17 protein-coding genes are annotated in these 19,924 nt (G+C 47.1%); 16 read left to right on the top strand and 1 reads right to left on the bottom strand.

Annotated elements, in window-relative coordinates:
• The first annotated feature begins 2 nt into the window (after positions 1 to 2).
• The 6 genes from J2X75_RS04635 to J2X75_RS04660 all read left to right on the top strand — a co-directional run bounded on the left by J2X75_RS04635 (position 3) and on the right by J2X75_RS04660 (position 7,400).
• On the top strand, positions 3 to 1,274 hold the full coding sequence (locus J2X75_RS04635; protein WP_310334583.1) for an ABC transporter substrate-binding protein: 1,272 nt from the start codon (positions 3 to 5) through the stop codon (positions 1,272 to 1,274).
• A 92-nt stretch (positions 1,275 to 1,366) separates the two neighbouring features.
• Positions 1,367 to 2,272, top strand: coding sequence for a carbohydrate ABC transporter permease (locus J2X75_RS04640; protein ID WP_310334584.1), 906 nt, complete (start codon positions 1,367 to 1,369; stop codon positions 2,270 to 2,272).
• Positions 2,273 to 2,277: 5 nt separating this feature from the next.
• The gene (locus tag J2X75_RS04645; RefSeq protein ID WP_373419856.1) at positions 2,278 to 3,096 is read left to right on the top strand and encodes a carbohydrate ABC transporter permease; all 819 of its coding nucleotides are present in this window, start codon (positions 2,278 to 2,280) and stop codon (positions 3,094 to 3,096) included.
• A 5-nt stretch (positions 3,097 to 3,101) separates the two neighbouring features.
• On the top strand, positions 3,102 to 5,657 hold the full coding sequence (locus J2X75_RS04650; protein ID WP_310334585.1) for a hypothetical protein: 2,556 nt from the start codon (positions 3,102 to 3,104) through the stop codon (positions 5,655 to 5,657).
• A gap of 35 nt (positions 5,658 to 5,692) precedes the next feature.
• On the top strand, positions 5,693 to 6,763 hold the full coding sequence (gene bglB / locus J2X75_RS04655) for a beta-galactosidase BglB (RefSeq protein WP_310334588.1): 1,071 nt from the start codon (positions 5,693 to 5,695) through the stop codon (positions 6,761 to 6,763).
• Between the two features lie 136 nt (positions 6,764 to 6,899).
• Positions 6,900 to 7,400, top strand: a complete 501-nt coding sequence (locus tag J2X75_RS04660) for a DUF1648 domain-containing protein (protein WP_310334590.1) — start codon at positions 6,900 to 6,902, stop codon at positions 7,398 to 7,400.
• A gap of 74 nt (positions 7,401 to 7,474) precedes the next feature.
• Here J2X75_RS04660 and J2X75_RS04665 read toward each other — a convergent pair whose 3' ends face one another.
• Complete coding sequence (locus J2X75_RS04665; protein WP_310334592.1) at positions 7,475 to 9,751, bottom strand: FAD-dependent oxidoreductase; 2,277 nt, start codon at positions 9,749 to 9,751, stop codon at positions 7,475 to 7,477.
• Between the two features lie 145 nt (positions 9,752 to 9,896).
• On the opposite strand from J2X75_RS04665, the gene J2X75_RS04670 reads away from it, so the two are divergent.
• From J2X75_RS04670 to J2X75_RS04715, 10 genes are all read left to right on the top strand, one after another.
• Complete coding sequence (locus tag J2X75_RS04670; protein ID WP_310334593.1) at positions 9,897 to 10,664, top strand: helix-turn-helix transcriptional regulator; 768 nt, start codon at positions 9,897 to 9,899, stop codon at positions 10,662 to 10,664.
• Positions 10,665 to 10,870: 206 nt separating this feature from the next.
• Positions 10,871 to 12,691 (top strand): cache domain-containing sensor histidine kinase, encoded by a 1,821-nt coding sequence (locus J2X75_RS04675; RefSeq protein ID WP_091017031.1) that lies wholly within the window; start codon positions 10,871 to 10,873, stop codon positions 12,689 to 12,691.
• A gap of 23 nt (positions 12,692 to 12,714) precedes the next feature.
• Entirely contained in the window at positions 12,715 to 13,566 is an 852-nt protein-coding gene (locus J2X75_RS04680; RefSeq protein WP_310334595.1) for a response regulator transcription factor, read from the top strand.
• Positions 13,567 to 13,735: 169 nt separating this feature from the next.
• The gene (locus J2X75_RS04685; protein WP_310334597.1) at positions 13,736 to 15,052 is read left to right on the top strand and encodes an ABC transporter substrate-binding protein; all 1,317 of its coding nucleotides are present in this window, start codon (positions 13,736 to 13,738) and stop codon (positions 15,050 to 15,052) included.
• Positions 15,053 to 15,261: 209 nt separating this feature from the next.
• Positions 15,262 to 16,143 (top strand): carbohydrate ABC transporter permease, encoded by an 882-nt coding sequence (locus tag J2X75_RS04690; RefSeq protein WP_310334598.1) that lies wholly within the window; start codon positions 15,262 to 15,264, stop codon positions 16,141 to 16,143.
• A gap of 17 nt (positions 16,144 to 16,160) precedes the next feature.
• Positions 16,161 to 17,057 carry a carbohydrate ABC transporter permease gene (locus tag J2X75_RS04695; RefSeq protein WP_223199923.1) on the top strand — a complete coding sequence of 299 codons (897 nt, stop codon included), beginning with the start codon at positions 16,161 to 16,163 and terminating at the stop codon, positions 17,055 to 17,057.
• 186 nt (positions 17,058 to 17,243) lie between these two features.
• Positions 17,244 to 17,792 carry a glutathione peroxidase gene (locus tag J2X75_RS04700; protein ID WP_091017021.1) on the top strand — a complete coding sequence of 183 codons (549 nt, stop codon included), beginning with the start codon at positions 17,244 to 17,246 and terminating at the stop codon, positions 17,790 to 17,792.
• Between the two features lie 65 nt (positions 17,793 to 17,857).
• The gene (locus J2X75_RS04705) at positions 17,858 to 18,721 is read left to right on the top strand and encodes an AraC family transcriptional regulator (RefSeq protein ID WP_036660755.1); all 864 of its coding nucleotides are present in this window, start codon (positions 17,858 to 17,860) and stop codon (positions 18,719 to 18,721) included.
• Between the two features lie 139 nt (positions 18,722 to 18,860).
• Positions 18,861 to 19,115 carry a hypothetical protein gene (locus J2X75_RS04710; RefSeq protein ID WP_310334602.1) on the top strand — a complete coding sequence of 85 codons (255 nt, stop codon included), beginning with the start codon at positions 18,861 to 18,863 and terminating at the stop codon, positions 19,113 to 19,115.
• A 153-nt stretch (positions 19,116 to 19,268) separates the two neighbouring features.
• Positions 19,269 to 19,868, top strand: coding sequence for a nitroreductase family protein (locus J2X75_RS04715; protein ID WP_036670536.1), 600 nt, complete (start codon positions 19,269 to 19,271; stop codon positions 19,866 to 19,868).
• The last annotated feature ends 56 nt before the right edge of the window (positions 19,869 to 19,924 follow it).

The raw sequence follows: 19,924 nt of genomic DNA on the forward strand, positions 1-19,924 counted from the left end.
ATATGACAAAAAGAACAACGTTTAAGCTCACCACTAGCATGGTATTGGTCATGTTACTCATCGTATTGACTGCTTGCGGAAATTCAGGTACCAATGCTAATCCAAAACAAACAACTCTGGATTTCCTGTGGTTCTCTGATGGCAAAGAAGGAGAGGTCATCAAGGAAATCATTAAAGATTATGAGCAGACCAATACCAAGGTTAAAATCAACCTGATTGAAGTTGGCTTCAAGGATATCCAAACCAAATTAAAAACCATGTTATCCGGTGGAAAGCCACCTGCCCTGAGCCGGATCACGGATACCGGATCATTTGCTAATCAGGCGGTTGATCTGACACCTTACGTGGACAATGCGGATCAATTCGAGGATCAATTTATTGACTCACTTAAACCTTACTATGTTATTAACGACAAGCTAGTAGCGGCGCCTATGGATGTCACAGCGAATGGGCTTATTTATAACAAAACCTTATTTAATAAAGCGGGCGTCAAAGTACCGACATCTCCTGACCAGGTATGGACGTGGGATGAATACACAGCTGCGTTAAAAGAGGTTATGGACAAAGGCGGAGCACGTTATGGCATGGTATGGGATGTCACACCGCATAGATGGTCCACTCTTTTGTATCAGAATGGCGGAAGCATCTTAACAGAGGATGGCACTGCAGCAGCGATTAACAATGAAGCCGGAATCCGTAGCATGGAGCAGTTCAAACAGCTTCATCAAGAAGGGATCATGCCCGAATCCGTATGGCTCGGAGGGGAAAATCCGAACAACCTGTTCCGTTCAGGGACGGTGGCTACCCACTGGGCTGGCAACTGGATGATCAGCAATTACAAGGATATCACCGATTTTGAATGGGGAGTCACCTATATGCCAAAAGGAACACAACGTTCTTCCGTACCAGGCGGGAAGTTTCTGATGGCTTTCAAAGGCAGTGGATATGAGCAGGAGGCAGCAGAATTTATTGAATACTTAACGTCCAAAGAAGTGAATTCAAAATATAATCAGGAGTCATTGTTTATGAGTCCACGGAAGGACAGCGCTGTCCTGAATTATGAATTTGGCAAGGAGATGTTTGAAATCTTCGCGGATGAACTGAAGAACAGTTCGCCTCTTGCAGCTAATGACTGGTCCAGGCAGACCATTATATCCAAAATTACAACGGACCTGAAAAATAATATTGTTGAGGTTCTATCCGATAAGGCAACTCCGCAGGAGGCACTGGATCGAACAGCCAAACTGATTAACGAGGCTATTGGCAGTCAATAAACGTAAAGCCATGTGTCTAATTCGTATACGGGGGCTTAGCGATTCCTGTAAAGCCTCCCTTTCCGAATAACGCATAAGGAAGGGGCAAGCAGATGAGTGAAGGACAACGATTAAACAGGAATACGCTGGCAAGACAGAACAGGAAGCTCGTTATTGCTCCTTATCTGTTTATATTACCCAATCTCCTGATCTTTGGAACTTTTATCGTATTTCCCTCTTTATTGGGCCTCTATTATTCCTTCCATGTCTATGATGGATTGAACCCAATGAAGTTCAACGGGCTGGACAATTATATCAAAATTATGGGAGATCGGGAATTTTGGTCGACCATCGGACGAACGGGGATTTATGCAGCAATTGTTGTCCCGCTAATATATGCAGCAGCGCTCGGCATTGCTTTGCTGCTTGCGCGCGAGATTAGAATGCGCGGGTTCTTCAGGGCCGTATTTTACTGGCCGACCATGATTTCTTACATTATCGTAGGATTGACCTGGAAGTGGATTTTCGGAGATTCATTTGGCATTTTGAATCATCTGTTAACTGTGGTTGGTGTGGAACCTGTCGGCTTTTTAACCTCTTCCTTTTGGGCAAATACGGCTGTAATCATCGCGACAGTATGGTCACGTGCAGGCTTTTTCATGGTCATTTTTATCGCGGGTTTGCAGGCTATACCTACGGATTATTATGAGGCTGCCCGCTTGGACGGGGCAACGGGAATGAAGGTGTTTCGCTATATCACGCTCCCGCTTTTGAAGCCCACAAGCTTGCTTGTTGTTATGCTGACTCTGATTGACGCGTTCAAAGCATTTCCACTTATGTTTGCGCTTACAGGTGGTGGGCCGGGCAAAGATACCACCTATATTGTCCAATATATTTATGAGATTGGCTTTAACAGACAGGAGCTCGGTCTGGCCAGTGCCATGTCGGTGATGCTGTTTATCCTTATTGGTGGATTCTCGGCTCTGCAATTCCGTCTATCGAAAGGAGGGGCTACGTAATGGTAATGAAGCCTATGGTCAAAGTTGTCATCTACAGTATGTTAACTGTTGCTGCAGTGGTGTGGCTCCTGCCTGTCCTGTGGGTCGTGATTTCTTCTCTGAAAACGAATAGCGATCTATACAGCTTCCCTCCCAAGTTGTGGCCGCAGCCCGTCACCTTTGAGCATTTCAAGGCGGCATTCAGCAAAGGCGATTTTGGCTTATATTTTATGAATAGTACGATCGTAACGGTGTCCTCAACGCTGCTGCTGTTATTGATTAATTCCATGGCAGGCTTTGCACTCGCGAAGTACCGCTTCCGCGGAAGCTCGATCATATTAATTGCTTTTATCTCAACACTTATGATTCCGATTGAGGTAATCATGATTCCTATATTCAAGGTGCTGAGCGCACTTGGGATGTATAATAGCCTGCTCGCGATTATTATCCCACCAGCAGCAACCCCGACTGGTGTGTTCCTTATGCGGCAGTATTTGCTGAGCGTACCGGACGAGCTACTGGAAGCTGCACGGATGGATGGAGCGGGTGAATGGAAAATTTATTGGAGCATTATTCTTCCCATAGCGAAGCCGATTCTTGCGGTGCTCGCAATCTTCTCCTTCATGTGGAGATGGGATGATTTTGTATGGCCGTTAATTGCGATCAGTGACCCATCGAAATATACGATTCAGCTTGCACTTTCTAATTTTATTGGTGAATACAACGTGGATTGGGGAAGTTTGCTTGCGATGTCCGTCATCACGATGCTTCCGGTACTGATTGTTTTTATGGTTTTCCAGCGTTATTTTGTCAGCGGTATGATTACTTCAGGAATGAAAGGATGAGTTGAATGTCAGATACCACCCGGAGTGGGATGGATACCTTGAATTATAAACCTATGAAATTAGGTCACAATCAGGTCATTAATCATTGGATGATCAGCGGCATATATACGAAGCCTGTTGCCTTTGTTCCAACAACGATGGAGGGAGATATTAATGATTGGCTAATCGATGGTTTTGCCATTCATGAGAATCCATGCAGAAAGGAATTTGTAGAACATAGGAGAACGCAGCCTGTTAACCGATTTTTTGATCAATGGAGCGAGTTTCCTAGCCCGGGAGACGACTTCGTTGGAGAAGAGAACGGAATGCCTTGGGCACTGTATTCTCCTTGGAATAATCCACGGGTGGAGCAATCAGGATTTTGGTTTGTACCGACACATCTGCGCAGTTACGCGGCGACAAGACTGATTTCTCCGACTGCTCATACCGCCTCTTTGCGGATTAAGACCTATGGCAGTCTGACGTTGTGGGTGAATGGGGAAATGGTAACGGACTTTGCACCACTCACGCGTAACAAGGAACAGGAAATCGTTATTAAAGCTGAACTTGTAGCCGGAATCAATGAGATCTATGCCTGTTGGGAGGATCTGGCTGAGCGGGATACCATGTATGCTTTTGCGGTGGAATACCTGGGAGACGAGGAATTGGTGATTTCCCTGCCTATTGCTCCTCATTTGGCGGAGTCTGTAATATCGGCAGAGGAAGCCCTCGAACAGGCTTATTTTCCTTCGGATCTCTTCAGAGGTGAGCAGATTAAGCTCAAGCTGCCGCTTCCCTTACCGGACATCGTTAGAGAGGTGGATATTCAGTATGGCAATTTTTTTGACGGTACCGAAAATAAGACGATACAGATAGCCGAAAAGGAAACGGACCTGGTCCTGGCACATACGAATCAACTCGGTCATCATTACGTATACTTCACCCTGTCTATTTCAGTTTCAAATATTGTACTAACCAAGAAGTTTGGCTGCCAATCCTATGATACCAGCTATGATGAGGCCGCCCAGCAAGCTTCGGATATTGAAGCCCGCAAATCCCTAGCTCTGCAATGCATTGCCGAGAAGGGCAGTCCTAATATCCATAAGGCCATCGCCATGCTGAAAACAGGAGGCAATCTGCAAGAAGCGGAGAACATTTTGCTTGATGGTGTGGAAGGGATTGAGCAACGGAAGGATTGCAGTGACTTCTATCTGGTGGGGCTGTTCCGTCTTTGGAGAGATGAGCGAAATAGCGGTCTGTTCAGTGAATCGTTCTGGGATCGGGTAAAAGCAAGCATTCTGGGCTATCGGTATTGGATAGATGAACCTGGCGATGATGTGATGTGGTTCTTCAGTGAGAACCATGCCTTGTTGTTCCATACCAATGAGCTGTTAGCTGGACAATTGTTTGGAGATGAAACATTCAGCAACAGTGGTGAATCCGGTGAAGTACACCGTCAAAAAGCAGAGCGGAGGCTTGCATTATGGTTTGAGCGCTTTTTGGATGAAGGATTGGCAGAATGGAATTCAAGTGCATACATTCCGATTGATGCGGTTGGGCTATTGCATATCTATGAGTTTGCCCATAATGAACAGCTCAGGCAGCAAGCCAAAAAGGCAATGGACCTGTTATTCTATTATATTACCGTTCAGATGCATCAAGGAGTCTTGTCCACAACGTTTGGGCGCAGCTATGAGAAGGAACTGCTGGGTGGTTATGCAGCGGGCACCACTTCAATGTGCTGGATCGCTTATGGCGTTGGCAATGTAAACAATTATTCAATCAGCAATGTTGCCTTGAGTTTATCCGATTACAGTCCTCCAGCAGCATATCAGGAGCATCTGTTGCTCGGGGACAATCAGCAGTTGGTGTTCGCTAATCAGCAGGGCAAGGGAGGTTACGCCAAGCTCTATCATTGTCGGACAAAAGAATATTCCTTATCCTCAATCATTCGCTTCCGCCCAGGCAAGCCAGGTTATCAGGAGCATGTCCAGCATTTATCTCTGTCACCTGAGGCGCTGATCTGGGTGAATCATCCGGCAGAAATATACAAGCATGGAGATGGTCGACCTTGCTTCTGGGCTGGGAATGGGATATTGCCCGATGTTGTTCAGCATGAGGGGATCGCTTTGATGATGTTTGATATTCCTGCGGATCACAACTCTGACTGGACACATGCTTATTTTCCTACTCACTCCTTAACGGAATGGGTAAGGCATGAGAACTGGCATTTTGCCCGTTTGGATAAGGGTTATGCAGCTATATATGCAGCTAACGGGACGAGTATGGAGAGCAACGGGGTGACAAGAGAGCGTGAACTTATTTCCCCTGGCTTGCGTAACGCCTGGATTTTAAGAGCAGGAAGCGAGCAGCAATTCGGGTCATTTGACGCTTTTATCAACCAAGTTCGTTCTGCAAGCCCGCAATTCGACAGTCAAGCTTTAACTCTCACTCTAACAGACCCGGTATATGGTCCAATTCAATGGGGAATGAACAAGCCTTTTCTTATTAAAGAAGAGGAAATTATACACGAAGGTTATGGAGTGAAGGGACAACTGAAGTTACTGGACATGGAGCGCTGAATCGTGTGCAAGAAACCAAGGGAGTGATAACCAACATGCTGAATCAAATGGTGCTGCAGGAGAGAATAAGCAAGGTATCTCAAGCTATGGAGTCTATGAAAAACACAAGCATCAATGAACAGTTTCCCATCGGACTAATCGACATACATCTATGGGAATGGCCGCAAGGTGTCGGTCTGTATGGCTTGCTTCAGCTCCATGAGGCAACGAAAGATCCCAAAGTGCTGGAATTTCTGAAATCATGGTACAATGCAAGGCTGATGGAAGGGTTACCGGAAAAAAATGTGAACACCTGTGCTCCGCTCCTTACTTTGATCTCACTATGCGAGCTGACCGGAAACAAAGAGTACGAACAGGTTTGTGAGGAGTGGAGCAGCTGGCTCATGGATGGACTGCTGCGAACCGGAGATGGTGCGTTTCAACATATGATCACGGGAGATGCCAATGATGGTCAAATTCTGATTGATACCCTGTTTATGACGGTGCTATTTTTGGCCAAGGCAGGGGTATACTTCAAGAAACCCGACATGGTGGAAGAAGCCAAACGACAGTTTCTTGTGCATATCAAATATCTATATAACAAGAAAACCGGATTGTTCTATCATGGCTGGGATTTCAATGAAAATCATAATTATGGTGCTGTTCATTGGGGAAGAGGCAATGCATGGTATACGGCGGGAGTTATGGATTTCCTGAATATCATTCCGATCGAAGACGGGCTGAAGGCCTATCTATTGGATACAGCAACCGCTCAAGTCAGAGCACTGAGCAAGCTTCAGGGTGAGGATGGCATGTGGCACACTGTGCTGGATGATCCAACCTCTTACAAAGAAACCTCGGCAACAGCAGCGATTGGATACGGCATTCTCAAGGGAATTCGGTATGGATACCTGGATGAATCCTATCGCCAGAATGGCTTGAGTGCGCTTGAAGCGGTGTTGAAACATATTGATGATCACGGAGTTGTACAGCAGGTGTCCTATGGTACACCTGTGGGGCAGGATGCTCAGTTTTATAAAGATATAGCGATCAGTCCGATGGGCTATGGACAAGCACTTACGTTGTTTATCTTGATTGAGGGCTTACGGGTTCCAACCGCCGAATAGAAGAAGGCGGACTTGTACGGAGGATGGGGGATACAGTTTTCTGTATCCTCCTTTTGGTTTGAAAGGGCACCTATTTTGTTCTATACTCCTTTGAAGTGCCTCTACTAAATAGATTATTGAAGGAGTAGTGAAAAATTTGGAGCTCAAAGAACGTCCAAAGATAGCAATCAAGAAAACGAGAGTAGAAATAGTGTTAGACATCACGACATTTATGTTGTTTATTATCTTTACGTTATACTTCACCCAGCAATGGATGACATTACCGAATGAGTTGCCGATACACTTTAATATGAAAGGAGAACCGGATGGGTGGGGGGGAAAGTGGGTCGTTTGGATACCATTAATAATCGGACTTATATTATGGATTGGTCTATCGACTCTTGAAAAATACCCACATACATATAATTACTTGAACTTAAATTTAGACAACGCAGAGAGACAATATACAAATGCTCGTATCATGGTTAATGTAATGAAGGCTGAAATAACACTGTTTTTCATGTATATAAGTTGGATGATCCTTGGTTTTTCCAGTGAAAAAGAGGCTAACAACGGTTGGTTGCCCATTGTTATATTCATTATCGTTTTATTTGGTTCAATTGCATTTTTTATATACAGATCCTTTAAGTTGAAATAGACCTCTTTAAAGGCATTGGAATAACCTCTAGAATTCATGAGAAATCCCAGGGGTTATTCCAATGTGTTTTGCGTTTAGCTTTTGCCTGTCAACCTTGGCTCCCCATAGGCCCGAATCTCGATTAACTCCGCGTACTTGCTTCCATTGGTGGCATCCATGTTCACTCTAAGCGCCTGTGAATACACAGGTGTATCCAGGGTATGATTGACTTTTCTTTTGCGGTTTTCCGTTACATTTACAATCTCGATCCATTCCCCAGACCGACTTAATACCTCCACCTGATAATCACGCACAAGTTCAGGCATCACACGGAATGCAGTCTGATGGTGATGTAAATTAACCAGATCCTCGTTTACATCATCATTAAACGTCAAGTGCAATTCAGCCAAGGTTTGTGGCTCTTCCCATGTCAGTTGTACCCATTCCGGCTTGCCAGACTGCATCGGCTGCGACATCCACTGTTGCGGCCCACCGTAAGGGCGATGGTAACCGTTGATCGTGTTGTCCGCTGAATAGGCCGTGGTCTCAGAGAGGGTACGACAGCAGAAGGGCTGACGCGCCAACCCCTGCATAGACCATAATACGACAGGCTGATCCGTGGCATGATCCTCCAGATTTTTGGACACGTGGTTTTCTTCTGTTTTGAAGAAGATCAGCACCCCGCTGTGTGCTTCTGTCGAATGGTAGAGTGAGACGGCTTTATTGGAGCGGATGATCATAAAAGCATTCTGTGGTTCTTCCGGTCGCCATTCGAGCGGCAGCTTCACCCACTGCGCAGTTCCTGTTGTAACGTTAACACTCGCCGTAACTTGTAACGAATGCGGGACGTAGTTCTCCTTACGCCCCGTATCCCACAGCTCTACCGTCAGCGCGGTATCGCTGGATGCATCCAGCAGCAGCTCCAGGCCGCTGAGCACTGGATGCACAGGCAGCAGCAGGGCAACATCCGTACCCAGCGGGTACGTCTCGCCAGGCTGCTCAAGGGCGATGCCCGTCAGCGTGCTGGAGGCTGTAACCTTGGCACGCCGGGCCAGATCCAGCTCATCGTGGCTGCGCACCCCGATGATGGAAGCGTCCTGCCGCAGCAACGTCTGCTGCAGGACCGCCAGATGCCTCGCGTACAGCTCGCGCGGCGACACCCCCATGGCCGCGCAGAGCGCCGCGCCCGTACCCGCGGCTTCGCCGATGACCGCGCATGTTGCCATGACGCGCGTTGTGCCGAAGGCGACATGTGATGCGCTGATGTCGCGCCCGGCCATGAGCATATTTCGCACATTTGCGGAATACAGCGAGCGGAACGGCACGTGATATACGCCATCGGCATGCATATGCTTCGAGCCGCTCGCTTCGGCGTACATGCCCTGCGGGGGATGCAGGTCAATGGACCAGCCGCCAAAGGCAACGGCATCCGGGAACTCCCGCTGGCTGATAATATCGTTCTGGGTGAGCACATAGTCACCCGTGAAGCGGCGGTACTCCCTTTTGCCAGGCAGCGAACCGATCCACTCCAGCGTCATCTGGTCAGCTTCGAACTTGCCGGAGTTCTTGATATAGTCCCAGATTCCGTAGATCACGGACCACAGCTCATCACGGATCAGCTCATTGTCATGAACGGTGTCATGTTCACCGCCCCATTCAATCCACCAGTAATGACAACCGGAATCCCCGCTGCGAATGACCCGGCGAATCGGAATACTCGTCTGCGTGATATCCTTGGCAAAAGAAGGCGGGATATAACGGACAGGCGCACCAGCATCCTTGGTATAGAAGAGAAGTGTACTGCCCAGCGTGATCTCATCGGCAACCTCCGGTGCCCATTCTTCACCGTATTCGCTGCGGGCTTCCCGGCCGAGCGCAAACTTGGCACCAGCCAAAAAGCCAACCAGTCCATCACCTGTACAGTCCAGATAGATCTGACTTTCGAATCGGATTTTGCGCTCAGAACCCATCATCCACCCGGTTACAGAGGTGATCATGCGTTCATCTCCATCCCCAGTGGCCTCGACTTCATGTACATCCGTGTTCAGATACAGGCTAATGTTGGATTCAGCTCGAACGGCTTCCAGAATGATCAAGTCCCAGAGATAAGGATTGCCCTCCGGATTACGATACTGATTCTCTACAAACAGTTCCCCCATTATGCCCGTCTCGCGGGCATAGCGGTTAATTCCGTGGGCGGTAGCGCCGCAGACCCATACGCGTACTTCACTGCTGGAATTGCCGCCGAGTACAGGACGATTCTGCACCAGAGCGACCTGCTGGCCCAGCCGGGCAGCAGATATGGCAGCGCATACGCCAGCAAGCCCGCCCCCGATGACGGTGATATCCGGTTTAACGAGTTCGTGCTTCATATGAACACCTCTCTCATTGAATATGGATGAGCCTAAGCTCAGATTTCATATCTATAATTTCATATTAGTTCTATATATTTACTTTTCAAATACACTATATTATCATCGAGCATATACTTTATTTCATAACAAAGGCAGGTGTGTCATGGACCTCCTTAATCACATCTACTGGAAGAAGAAAGCTGAATTTGCTCTGGCAGAAGATATCTACGACGCTTGGGTGGTCTTTGCCGTTGAAGAGGGCGTATTTCGTTATGATATTGATGGGCAGACCGGAGAGGCGGGTTTTGCTGATCTGGTGTTATGTCCGCCCCACGTTCCTTTTCGCAGAGAGACGGTAACACCGCTGACGTTTCACTATATGCTGTTCCGTTGTAACTCCGCAGAGGGTGAGAGTCTCCTGCCGCCAATCGGAAAATCCCTCATTAATGATACGAAGCGTCTGGCTTCAACATATGCCTACCTGCGTCAGGCGAGCGAGGACAACGATGAGGCTACAACAGGATGGAAAACTCATCTGATGTTGGATTTGTGGCGGCTGTATCAATGGGAGCGCAGACAGAGCAGGCTAATGGAAACCAAGTTTACGGAGGATGCTCTGATGGCTGAAGCGGCAGTGTTGTTGGAGGAGTGGGCAGGAGAGGCGGTCAGTCTCCGAATGTTGGCCGAACATTTGGCTTTGAGTCCAGTCCAGCTCACCCGAAGGTTCCGGGAGGCCTTTCAAGAGACACCATCTGATTATTTGAAAGCGATTCGTCTCAAAAAGGCAAAAGCCTTGCTGGCAGATAGCCGTCTGACCCTCACGCAGATAGCTGAGAGATGTGGATATGAGAACGGATTTTATCTGAGCCGCGTATTTTCGTCCACCATAGGAATCAGTCCCTCGGAGTATCGGAGACGACATCAAGTATGAAAAAAGGCTATCATCCTTCTAGCCATCCATTCATTCACTCACTCATTCATTCATTTCTTTCTTACACGAATAGAACATATCTGTGTAGTTCACATGGATGCAGGAAACGGATATCACAAATCCATGCAAATCATCCGCCCCCGGCTGTGAATGGCAGGTAGATGCTATAATGGGGTCATTAATTGTAGGGGAGCGAGCACTAAGGAATGAAGAAACCAAATTGGAAAAGTTGGTTGCCACAGCGGCTCAGGTACCGTCTGTTCGGTGCATTTGTGGTGTTGATTCTTTTGCCGTTCAGTGCATTGAATGTCTACAATTATCAGCAGATTGAATCGCTGGTCGAGCAGAAAATCAGTGAGCAGAGCCATGAGCAACTAGTCCAGATGTACCGCTCCTTGGAGGACCAGATGAGCATTGCCTTCAAAACGCTCATTTTTCTGGAACAGGATTCCGCGGTAAGAAGTGTGCTAACCTCCCCGGACAGCCGTACGCCGCTGGAGAACAAGTCGCTGGTAGAAGAAAAGTTCAAGATGATCAACAACAGTTTCTTCCTATATAACCCTTCGGTGTACTTTACCTTGCTGGATTTTCATGATAGCGTTTACACTTCGTATTTGCCCAAAAAAGCACTGACTTATGGCCCCTATCTGGAACAATTCCGCGAACGTTTGGGGGAAATAACCATTCCAAAAGGCGGTACGGATTCACACTCGCTTCAACCGGAAGAACTTTTCTATCGCTGGGATGCACGGGATTCTAACCCTGTGCTCCGAGAGTTATCCTCCAGCCCATATCTGTTGTCGCTGTATGCTTACATGAAAGATAGCGGCGGCAAGCGATACGGGCTGGCACGAATTAGCATTGATTATTCCTACTGGTTCCAGACCATGCTGAAGGATTCCCAGACTAACCAAGAGTATTACCTTATTACAGGTAGTGGAGAGACCATCGCCAGTTCATCCAAAACATCGGTGCTTTCCCCGGAGGTTACGCGTGAAATAGCTCTTCATCCGGCACAGGCTTATCTGACTGATCCAGCCTCGGATACGCTGATTAACTACGTGTACATTGAATCACTGGACTGGTATATGGTGAATCGCATTCCGCTGTCCATTCTGTTTACAGAGATATCCGAGCTTAAACAACGTTACTTTCTGACCTTTTTTGGCTTCACAGGAGCATTTGTAGTGATGGCTTTTATGATCTCGGCAACGTTCACGCGCCCCTTGTCGCACTTACAGAATAAGATGAGGGAGGTTGTCCGCAAAAACCTCAAGATTCGTATTCCCGAAGGCCGCAGCCGTGGGGAAGTGCTGGAACTGACACGCACGTTCAATACGATGCTGGATGATGCCAATCAGATGATCAACAGACTCAAGGCGGAGGAACGCCAGAAGGAAGCGGTACATTTTCATATGCTCCTGGCCCAGATGAATCCGCACTTTCTCCTAAATACATTGAATACAATGAAATGGAGCGCGATCCGCAGCGGGAATGAAGAGATCTCCGAGATGTGTGTTTCCTTGGGCAAATTACTGGAGGTTAGCCTGAATTCACAGGTCGAATTGGTATACCTGAAGGACGAGATTGAGTTGGTTCAAGCCTACCTTCATATTCAGCGGATTCGTTACCGCGATAGCTTTGAGGTGACTTGTGAATTTGACGATAAACTGGAATATGCGCTGGTGCCCAAGCTGAGCTTGCAGCCACTGGTGGAGAATGCCATTCACCACGGTGTCGGGCCACTGGAACATCTTGGTCAGATCCGCATCGGAATTTACAGGCAAGACACAGGAAAGCTGATGCTGGAGGTGGCAGACAACGGAATTGGAATGGAGGAATCCCGGCGTTTGCAAATGACCCGCACACGTCCGGGGATCGGCCTGTCTAACCTTAAGGAACGATTGCGGTTATTGTTCAAAGGCCAAAGTGAACTTGAAGTGATTGATACCAAGCCGGGGACATTAGTGAGGTTCAGCATTCCTTTTTTATTGTCGACGCCTTACGTACAGAAGCGATCAGACTAGCGCACTGGAGAGGGGAATCTGGCATGTGGAAAGTATTACTTGTGGAAGATGAAGTATTTGTACGTGAGTCGGTGAGAGAGATTATTTCCTGGGAAGAGCTGGGCTTCACGGTCATCGGGGAATCCGGTAACGGGACCGAAGCGCTGGCGATGATTATACAGGATACACCGGATCTGGTACTGACCGATATTGTCATGCCAGGTATGGATGGTCTGGAATTACTCAAACAGACCCGTCAGGCCGGGTTAAAAACCAAATTTGTCATGCTCACCTGTATGGGGGAGTTCGAATATGTACGCCGTGCAATGGAATACGGGGCTTCCAATTATATTCTGAAACTGTCCATGAGTGTGAATTCACTGCGTGATACACTCCGTAAAGTAAGTGCAGAACTGGGAGCTTCGACTGAAGCCCGGACAGAGACAGATCATCATCAAGTGCCACCTTCCTCACAGGTTCTCACATCAACGCCTGATTTGCCTAATTCTCTTACCGGCTCTTCTGCGCCCTCGCCTGAACCTGATCTTCCGTTCACACCTGTTCGTGAGCCGATTGTGAAGCATCCGGAGATTAGCAAAATAATTCAGTATATCGGACAGCATTACGACCAGGACATTACCGTCAAATCCATGTCACGATATGTGATGATGGGCGAGAATTATGTGAGTGCTTTGTTCAAAAAGAAAACCGGCCATACCCTGATTCACTACTTGCACGGGGTACGGATGGAGAAAGCGGCTGAATACTTGCGTGAGACGGATCTTCCTGTACAGGAGATTGGTTACCGGGTAGGATTCGGAAGCGATAATTATTTTATCAAAATATTCAAGCGTTGGACCGGTTGCACGCCCAGTCAGTACCGCCATCGCTCATGACTCACAGGATGAGTAGAAGGGATATGTGTACCGAGTGCTCAGGCAAGCACAAGTAAATCCGTATTTTTGTTCAATCCGAATCATGGATATGTATCTTATGAACCCAGCAAGGTCCCTGCTACGATATAACGGAAGGCATCACTTCAATTCAGGGAGGTCATGTGACCAGATGAGAATCAAAAAAGGATTAACCGGGTTAATCGTAGGTGCGCTGATGCTGGGCTTGCTTGCCGGCTGTGTAGGTAAAAATGAGACGAACGGTGGAGATAACGGAGGTGGAGCGGCAGGGGGGAAAGTGAAGCTCACCATGTGGGGGGCGGTGCCGCCGGAGAATGGTCCACAGGAGGTGGTAGATACCTGGAATGCGGAGCATCCTGATATTCAGGTGGAATATGTGCGGTTTGTGAATGATGATGATGGCAACCTGAAGCTGGATACGGCGCTGTCCACCGGGCAGAACGTCGATCTGTATGTCAACTATACCCTCACGAATCTGGATAAACGCATCAAGGGTGGGACAGCACTGGATCTGGGTGAGTTCACTGATTACAACATTGATGAGAAAATGGGTGAAGATGCGGCTTCCTGGAAAGTGGACGGCAAATATTACGGGATGCCAACCAAGAAAAACGCTGCCTTTTTCGCACTAAACATGAAAGCGCTTGATCAGGCCGGACTGAGTGTTCCAAAAGCTTGGACTTGGGATGAAGCCCGTGAATATGCACTTAAGCTGAAGGCTTCTGGCTTCAAGTACGGATTGGTGCAGCATACCGCTTCCTATGTAGACCCGCTCGATTCCGTTCTGGTGAAGAACGGTTATGTTAAGGCAGACGGCACTTCCAACCTCGATGATCCACTTGTTACCAAATGGCTGGAGACATTGAACGGAATGATGAAGGAGGATGCAACCACCCCTCCGCTCGGAGAGCAGCTGACTTCCAAAATGCCGGTGGAAAACATGTTCCTTGGCGGTGAGTCTGCCATGATTAACATCGGCGAATGGCTGATCCGTACATCAAACAATATGACCGAGTTCCCGCGGGATTGGAAAATCGCCTTTGCCCCTGTACCGAGACTGGTTGCACAGGAAGCAGATATGGTGAAGAGCGGAGGACTTGGTGACTTTATCGCGATCAATTCCAAGTCGAAAAATAAAGAAGCCGCATGGGAATTCCTGAAATGGTACGCCGATGGGGGAATGATGCCGATGGCTGCGGGTGGACGGTTGCCTTCCTCGAATGCGGTTGATCAACAGACTGCCATTGATCATCTGCTGGGCGATTATGCCGATTCTTATGATAAGGAGTCACTGGAATTTGTGTTGTATGGTGACGAGACACCTACGTTTGTCCGCAGCATTGCGCAGGAAGTGGTTGATCTGCGTGCACAGGAGTATGAAAAGTTCTTCCTTGGTAACCAGACTGCCGAAGTTACGGTTCAGAACATGGTCAAACGTCATAATGACTGGCTGAAGCAGAATCAATAGAATGCAAAAGTAATATGTCCAAAGGCCGTCCCTAAAGGGGCGGTTTTTTCTATATAAGTAATAGAACAATTCCATGTTGTTTTCCTGCCGAAAGGCACTGCTGAAATACATATATCTGTGATATCAGGTACAGGGTTATGTTCCTTAAATAATGGAGGACATCTTGTTATGCTTAATTCCAGAACAGATGTTAAGGAGTGGGGGAGCATATGCATAAATCCTGGATGAAACGGCAGAGCAGGCTCGGGTATTTGTTTATTGGACCCAATATGATTGGCGTGCTGTTGTTTTTTATTATACCGGCTGTTTATTCGTTCTATCTCATGTTCACCGATTACAAATTCATGAGCCCGGAGACGAATTTCGTCGGGCTGGACAATATCCGCCGGATGTTGAATGATGATCTGTTTGGCGTGGCGCTGCGAAATACATTTGTATTTCTGTTAGCGGTTCCAGTATCGATGGGGTTGGCATTTATCGTGGCTGTGGCATTGAACAAGTCGGTGTACTGGCAAAAAACACTGCGTGCTCTCTATTTCATGCCCTATATCACCAGCGGTGTTGCCATCGCCTTTGTCTGGATGCTGCTGTTCCAGCCAACGTCGGGGCCGATTAACGGTTTTTTGCGCGGGATTGGTATTACGAATCCACCCGGCTGGTTATCAACAACTGAATGGTCCATGTATGCGATTGATATCATCTGGATCTGGTTCATGTTGGGTTACAACATGATTATTTATCTGGCCGCTTTGCAGGAAATTCCGGAGGAATTGATTGAGGCTGCACGGATTGATGGAGCCCGCCCCTGGCAGACCATTCGTCAAGTGATTTGGCCGCTTGTGAGCCCAACTACCTTTTTGCTGCTGATTACAGGACTGATTATGACGATCAAAAACTTTGGTATTATTCAGGCGATTACTCAGGGTGGGCCGGGAAACAGTACAACGGTGTTGTCGCTGTTTATCTACCAGAATGCCTTCCGATATTACGAGATGGGATATGCTGCTGCCATTAGCTGGGCGCTCTTTGCCATCATCATGGTCTTCACAGTAATGCAGTGGCTCGGACAGAAACGTTGGGTTCACTATTAAGGAGGGAAGGGATCGGTATGGAGAAACCAATTGCCACGAACGCGAAGCCCACAGCTCCGCATGTACCTAAAGGTAAAGTCCGCATGGAGTCCTTGACCCAGATTCGAAAAATCATACTGACAATTCTGATGTCCGGGTTTGCTTTGCTGATGATTATGCCGTTTATCTGGATGATTAGCACGTCGTTCAAATCTCCTGCGGACGTATTCACCTATCCCATCCAATGGATACCCTCCAGCCTGAACTGGGAGCATCACATTAAGGTCTGGAGCGGAGCGGATACCTTTGCCACCTATTATCTGAACTCGTTGAAAATATCACTAATTAGCACGATCGGAGCTGTGTTTCTCTCGGCGTTTGCAGCTTATGGCTTCGCAAGGATTCAATTCAAAGGACGGGAGACACTGTTCCTCATCTATCTCTCGATGATGATGGTGCCTCCGCAGGTGCTCTTTGTGCCCAAGTTCCTCATGTTCGAATGGGTCGGCATCTATAATACGCATTGGGCCTTGATTCTGCCCGGAATGTTCACGATCTTTGGGGTGTTTATGCTGCGGCAATTCTTCCTGTCGGTGCCATCAGAGATTTCGGAAGCGGCGTTCATCGACGGTGCCGGTCACCTGCGCATATTTTTCAGGCTGATTCTGCCCTTGGCTAAGCCAGCGCTGGCTACACTTGCGATCATTGATTTCTCCTGGCACTGGAATGACTATGAGAATGCGCTTGTGTTCCTCATCGACAAAGACCTGTATACCGTGCCGCTCGGACTGCAGAACTTTATTCTGGAGAACAATGTGGATTACAACGGCATGATGGCCGCTGCCACGGCAGGCATTATTCCGATGATCATCGTTTTTCTGGTGGGGCAGCATTATATTATCCAGGGCGTGGCCGGAAGTGCCGTGAAGGGCTGAAGCTGCTACCACTGCAATCCATCAAATACCCCTTTTGCTGAACGAAGAAATCTTCGCGGCAGAAGGGTTTTCTGTTGAAAGGGAGAATAACGATCTTTCCGCAATACAATAGTTCAAACTTCGTATATAATATAAAATCATATGATGCTGTATGACTACATAACTATCGCGAGGTGCACTAGACTTATGCCAACCATCTACGACTTTACCGTAACCAGAACAAGTGGAGAGCGTTTCCCACTCTATCAATATGAAGGAAAACCTGTGCTCATCGTAAACACGGCAAGTAAATGTAAATATACGCACCAGTTTGATGACATGCAGAAGCTGTATGACCAGTACAAGGATCAAGGACTTCAGATTATTGGTTTCCCATGCAACCAGTTTGCAGAGCAAGAGCCTGGAAGCAGTTCGGAAGCAGAATCCTTCTGCCAGATTAACTATGGTGTGAAATTTCCGATGTTCTCCAAATTGGACGTGAATGGAGAAGGGGCGCACCCTCTCTACGACTTTTTGAAAAAATCAGGGCCTTTTGCTGGCTTTGATGAAACCGATATACAGGCCAAACTATTGAAATTGATGGTGTCCGATAAAGCACCAGAATGGTTACATGGAGATGCAATCAAATGGAATTTCACGAAATTCCTGATTGATGCAGAGGGTCGTGTGGTCAGACGCTTCGAACCGATCGACTCCATCGACGAGATTCAAGAGAGTATTAAACAGCTTCTATAATTTCACTTTCATATATCCTACAGGGGCATGACACAAATCGTTTCCCTCTTCCGAACAGGAGGTGCATGAATGTGCCGAGCATGATGCAATTTAGTGCTTCACTGGAGTATAGTTACCGATCCACCAGCACGTTTAACCCAGGCAAGTCAGATGGATTCCATTCACATCCACATTATGAGATTTATTATTTTCATGATGGAGAATGTACCTATATCATAGGAGACCGGGTATATAACCTGGAGCCAGGTGATCTGGTGTTAATGCATGGCTTGACTCTTCATCGACCACATCCGAAGCCAGGCAGTGCTTACGAGCGAAGCACACTGCATTTTGATCCGTCTGCCATTCGCAGTAGCCTGCATCCGGACCGTATGGCTGAGGTTTTGAGGCCATTTGAAGAACTCAGAAATTGCCGGGTCAATCTGAAGGGGGATAGCCGCTCTGAATTCGAAGCTCTATTGCATGATCTTCATCGTCTGTCTCAAAGTCAGAGCAATTTCAGGCAAGAGCGAATGAATGTCAGACTGTGTGATCTGTTGTATTTTGTAGCAGAGATCTGCCAGGGTGATGTCCAGGAACAACTTCCCTCATCGGAGAGGGAGCGGCATGTCCAACACATTATTCGTTATGTGGATACCCATTATATGAAGGACATTGGTCTGGATGATCTGGCACTGGAATTACATCTATCCAAGCCATATCTGGCAGGTATGTTCAAGGAAATGACAGGTTTGACGATATTCAAATACTTGTATGACCGTCGCATCAATCAGGCGAAGCTTTTGTTTCAGTTCCAGCCTGAGATCACCGTGACAGAAGCAAGTCGATTGTCCGGTTTCAAACGCCTTTCGCATTTTAGTCGGATGTTCAAACAAAGTGTGGGATGTTCGCCTGATCTATACCGTACCCAATTGCATCGCCAATCATAGAAGTCTTCTTCTGTAAGCTAACCAGCTTGTCTGGTTGGCTTTTTTTGTTGATTTTCGTTCGAAGAATGCATACCACTGTGTTTAGAGCACACGCAGAACAGGTAAAGAAAGGTAATGAAACCAGAGGAGGCGATTATGAATGAAACAGCGCACACCGGATCAGAATAATAGTGATACCCATCAGGAACAATCCCATGACAATCCTGAACAATATAAGACAGAGCACGAAAGTCTGCTTGACCGACATGAAGAAGAACAGACTGTAGATCCAATTCCGATGGAAGATTTGAATATGGAGGCTCAGGAAGAGAAGAATAAAGATCAGACAAAAAGTAACTCGTCTACGGAAGAGAAATACCGGGCGGATTATCGCAAAAAGTCGGGCGAAGGATAATTCCAAATTCCAATTGCTGTGTTGGGCAAACTTGTTGAAATGTTTTCGGTCAATGTATATTTAGTGAAAATAAATTAGTTTGTTGACTAATGTATGTTACTATATTATAGTTACTATGTTGACAGTTGAAAAAAATTCGGGAGGCGAATAAGAATGACAACTTTTTTTGATGCGTTGAAAAACAGAAGATCTTATTATGGAATCAGCAAGGAATCTACAATTTCGGATGCTAAAATCCAGGAAATCGTAGAAGAAGCGGTGAAATATACACCAACTTCCTTTAACTCACAAACATCCCGTGCCGTTGTATTGCTCGGTGAACAACATGATAAATTGTGGAATCACACAGAAGAAATTTTGCGTGAAGTAGTAGGCAATGAAGAAGCCTTCAAATCCACAGCAGAAAAAATGACTGGATTCCGCAGCGGATATGGTACGGTTCTCTTCTTCGAAGATAACAATGCGATCGCACAGCTTCAACAAAATTTTGCAGCTTATGCAGATAACTTCCCAATCTGGGCTAATCAATCCAACGGTATGTTGCAACTGGTAATCTGGACTGCTCTGGAACAAGAAGGTCTGGGTGCATCTTTGCAGCACTACAACCCGTTGATTGACGAGAAAGTGAAGCAAGAATGGAACATTCCTGAGAACTGGAGATTGATCGCTCAAATGCCATTTGGTAAACCTACGGCAGCACCGGGTGAGAAAGAATTCCAACCAATTGAAGAGCGCGTAAAAGTACACAAGTAAGCTTCGCATTCCCAACATTTAACCACATACGGCCTCGCTTCAATTTGATACGATGA

It is taken from the genome of Paenibacillus sp. 2003 (assembly GCF_031455635.1).
Classification (GTDB): domain Bacteria; phylum Bacillota; class Bacilli; order Paenibacillales; family Paenibacillaceae; genus Paenibacillus; species Paenibacillus amylolyticus_B.

What these genes read in the sequence shown, in the direction of transcription:
- J2X75_RS04665 (WP_310334592.1), bottom strand. Translation starts at nt 9,751, where the DNA reads ATGAAGCACGAACTCGTTAAACCGGATATCACCGTCATCGGGGGCGGG.
- J2X75_RS04695 (WP_223199923.1), top strand. Translation starts at nt 16,161, where the DNA reads ATGGAGAAACCAATTGCCACGAACGCGAAGCCCACAGCTCCGCATGTA.
- J2X75_RS04705 (WP_036660755.1), top strand. Translation starts at nt 17,858, where the DNA reads ATGAATGTGCCGAGCATGATGCAATTTAGTGCTTCACTGGAGTATAGT.
- J2X75_RS04685 (WP_310334597.1), top strand. Translation starts at nt 13,736, where the DNA reads ATGAGAATCAAAAAAGGATTAACCGGGTTAATCGTAGGTGCGCTGATG.
- J2X75_RS04680 (WP_310334595.1), top strand. Translation starts at nt 12,715, where the DNA reads ATGTGGAAAGTATTACTTGTGGAAGATGAAGTATTTGTACGTGAGTCG.
- J2X75_RS04650 (WP_310334585.1), top strand. Translation starts at nt 3,102, where the DNA reads ATGTCAGATACCACCCGGAGTGGGATGGATACCTTGAATTATAAACCT.
- J2X75_RS04670 (WP_310334593.1), top strand. Translation starts at nt 9,897, where the DNA reads ATGGACCTCCTTAATCACATCTACTGGAAGAAGAAAGCTGAATTTGCT.
- J2X75_RS04645 (WP_373419856.1), top strand. Translation starts at nt 2,278, where the DNA reads ATGAAGCCTATGGTCAAAGTTGTCATCTACAGTATGTTAACTGTTGCT.
- J2X75_RS04690 (WP_310334598.1), top strand. Translation starts at nt 15,262, where the DNA reads ATGCATAAATCCTGGATGAAACGGCAGAGCAGGCTCGGGTATTTGTTT.
- J2X75_RS04715 (WP_036670536.1), top strand. Translation starts at nt 19,269, where the DNA reads ATGACAACTTTTTTTGATGCGTTGAAAAACAGAAGATCTTATTATGGA.
- J2X75_RS04700 (WP_091017021.1), top strand. Translation starts at nt 17,244, where the DNA reads ATGCCAACCATCTACGACTTTACCGTAACCAGAACAAGTGGAGAGCGT.
- J2X75_RS04635 (WP_310334583.1), top strand. Translation starts at nt 3, where the DNA reads ATGACAAAAAGAACAACGTTTAAGCTCACCACTAGCATGGTATTGGTC.
- J2X75_RS04710 (WP_310334602.1), top strand. Translation starts at nt 18,861, where the DNA reads ATGAAACAGCGCACACCGGATCAGAATAATAGTGATACCCATCAGGAA.
- J2X75_RS04675 (WP_091017031.1), top strand. Translation starts at nt 10,871, where the DNA reads ATGAAGAAACCAAATTGGAAAAGTTGGTTGCCACAGCGGCTCAGGTAC.
- bglB (WP_310334588.1), top strand. Translation starts at nt 5,693, where the DNA reads ATGCTGAATCAAATGGTGCTGCAGGAGAGAATAAGCAAGGTATCTCAA.
- J2X75_RS04640 (WP_310334584.1), top strand. Translation starts at nt 1,367, where the DNA reads ATGAGTGAAGGACAACGATTAAACAGGAATACGCTGGCAAGACAGAAC.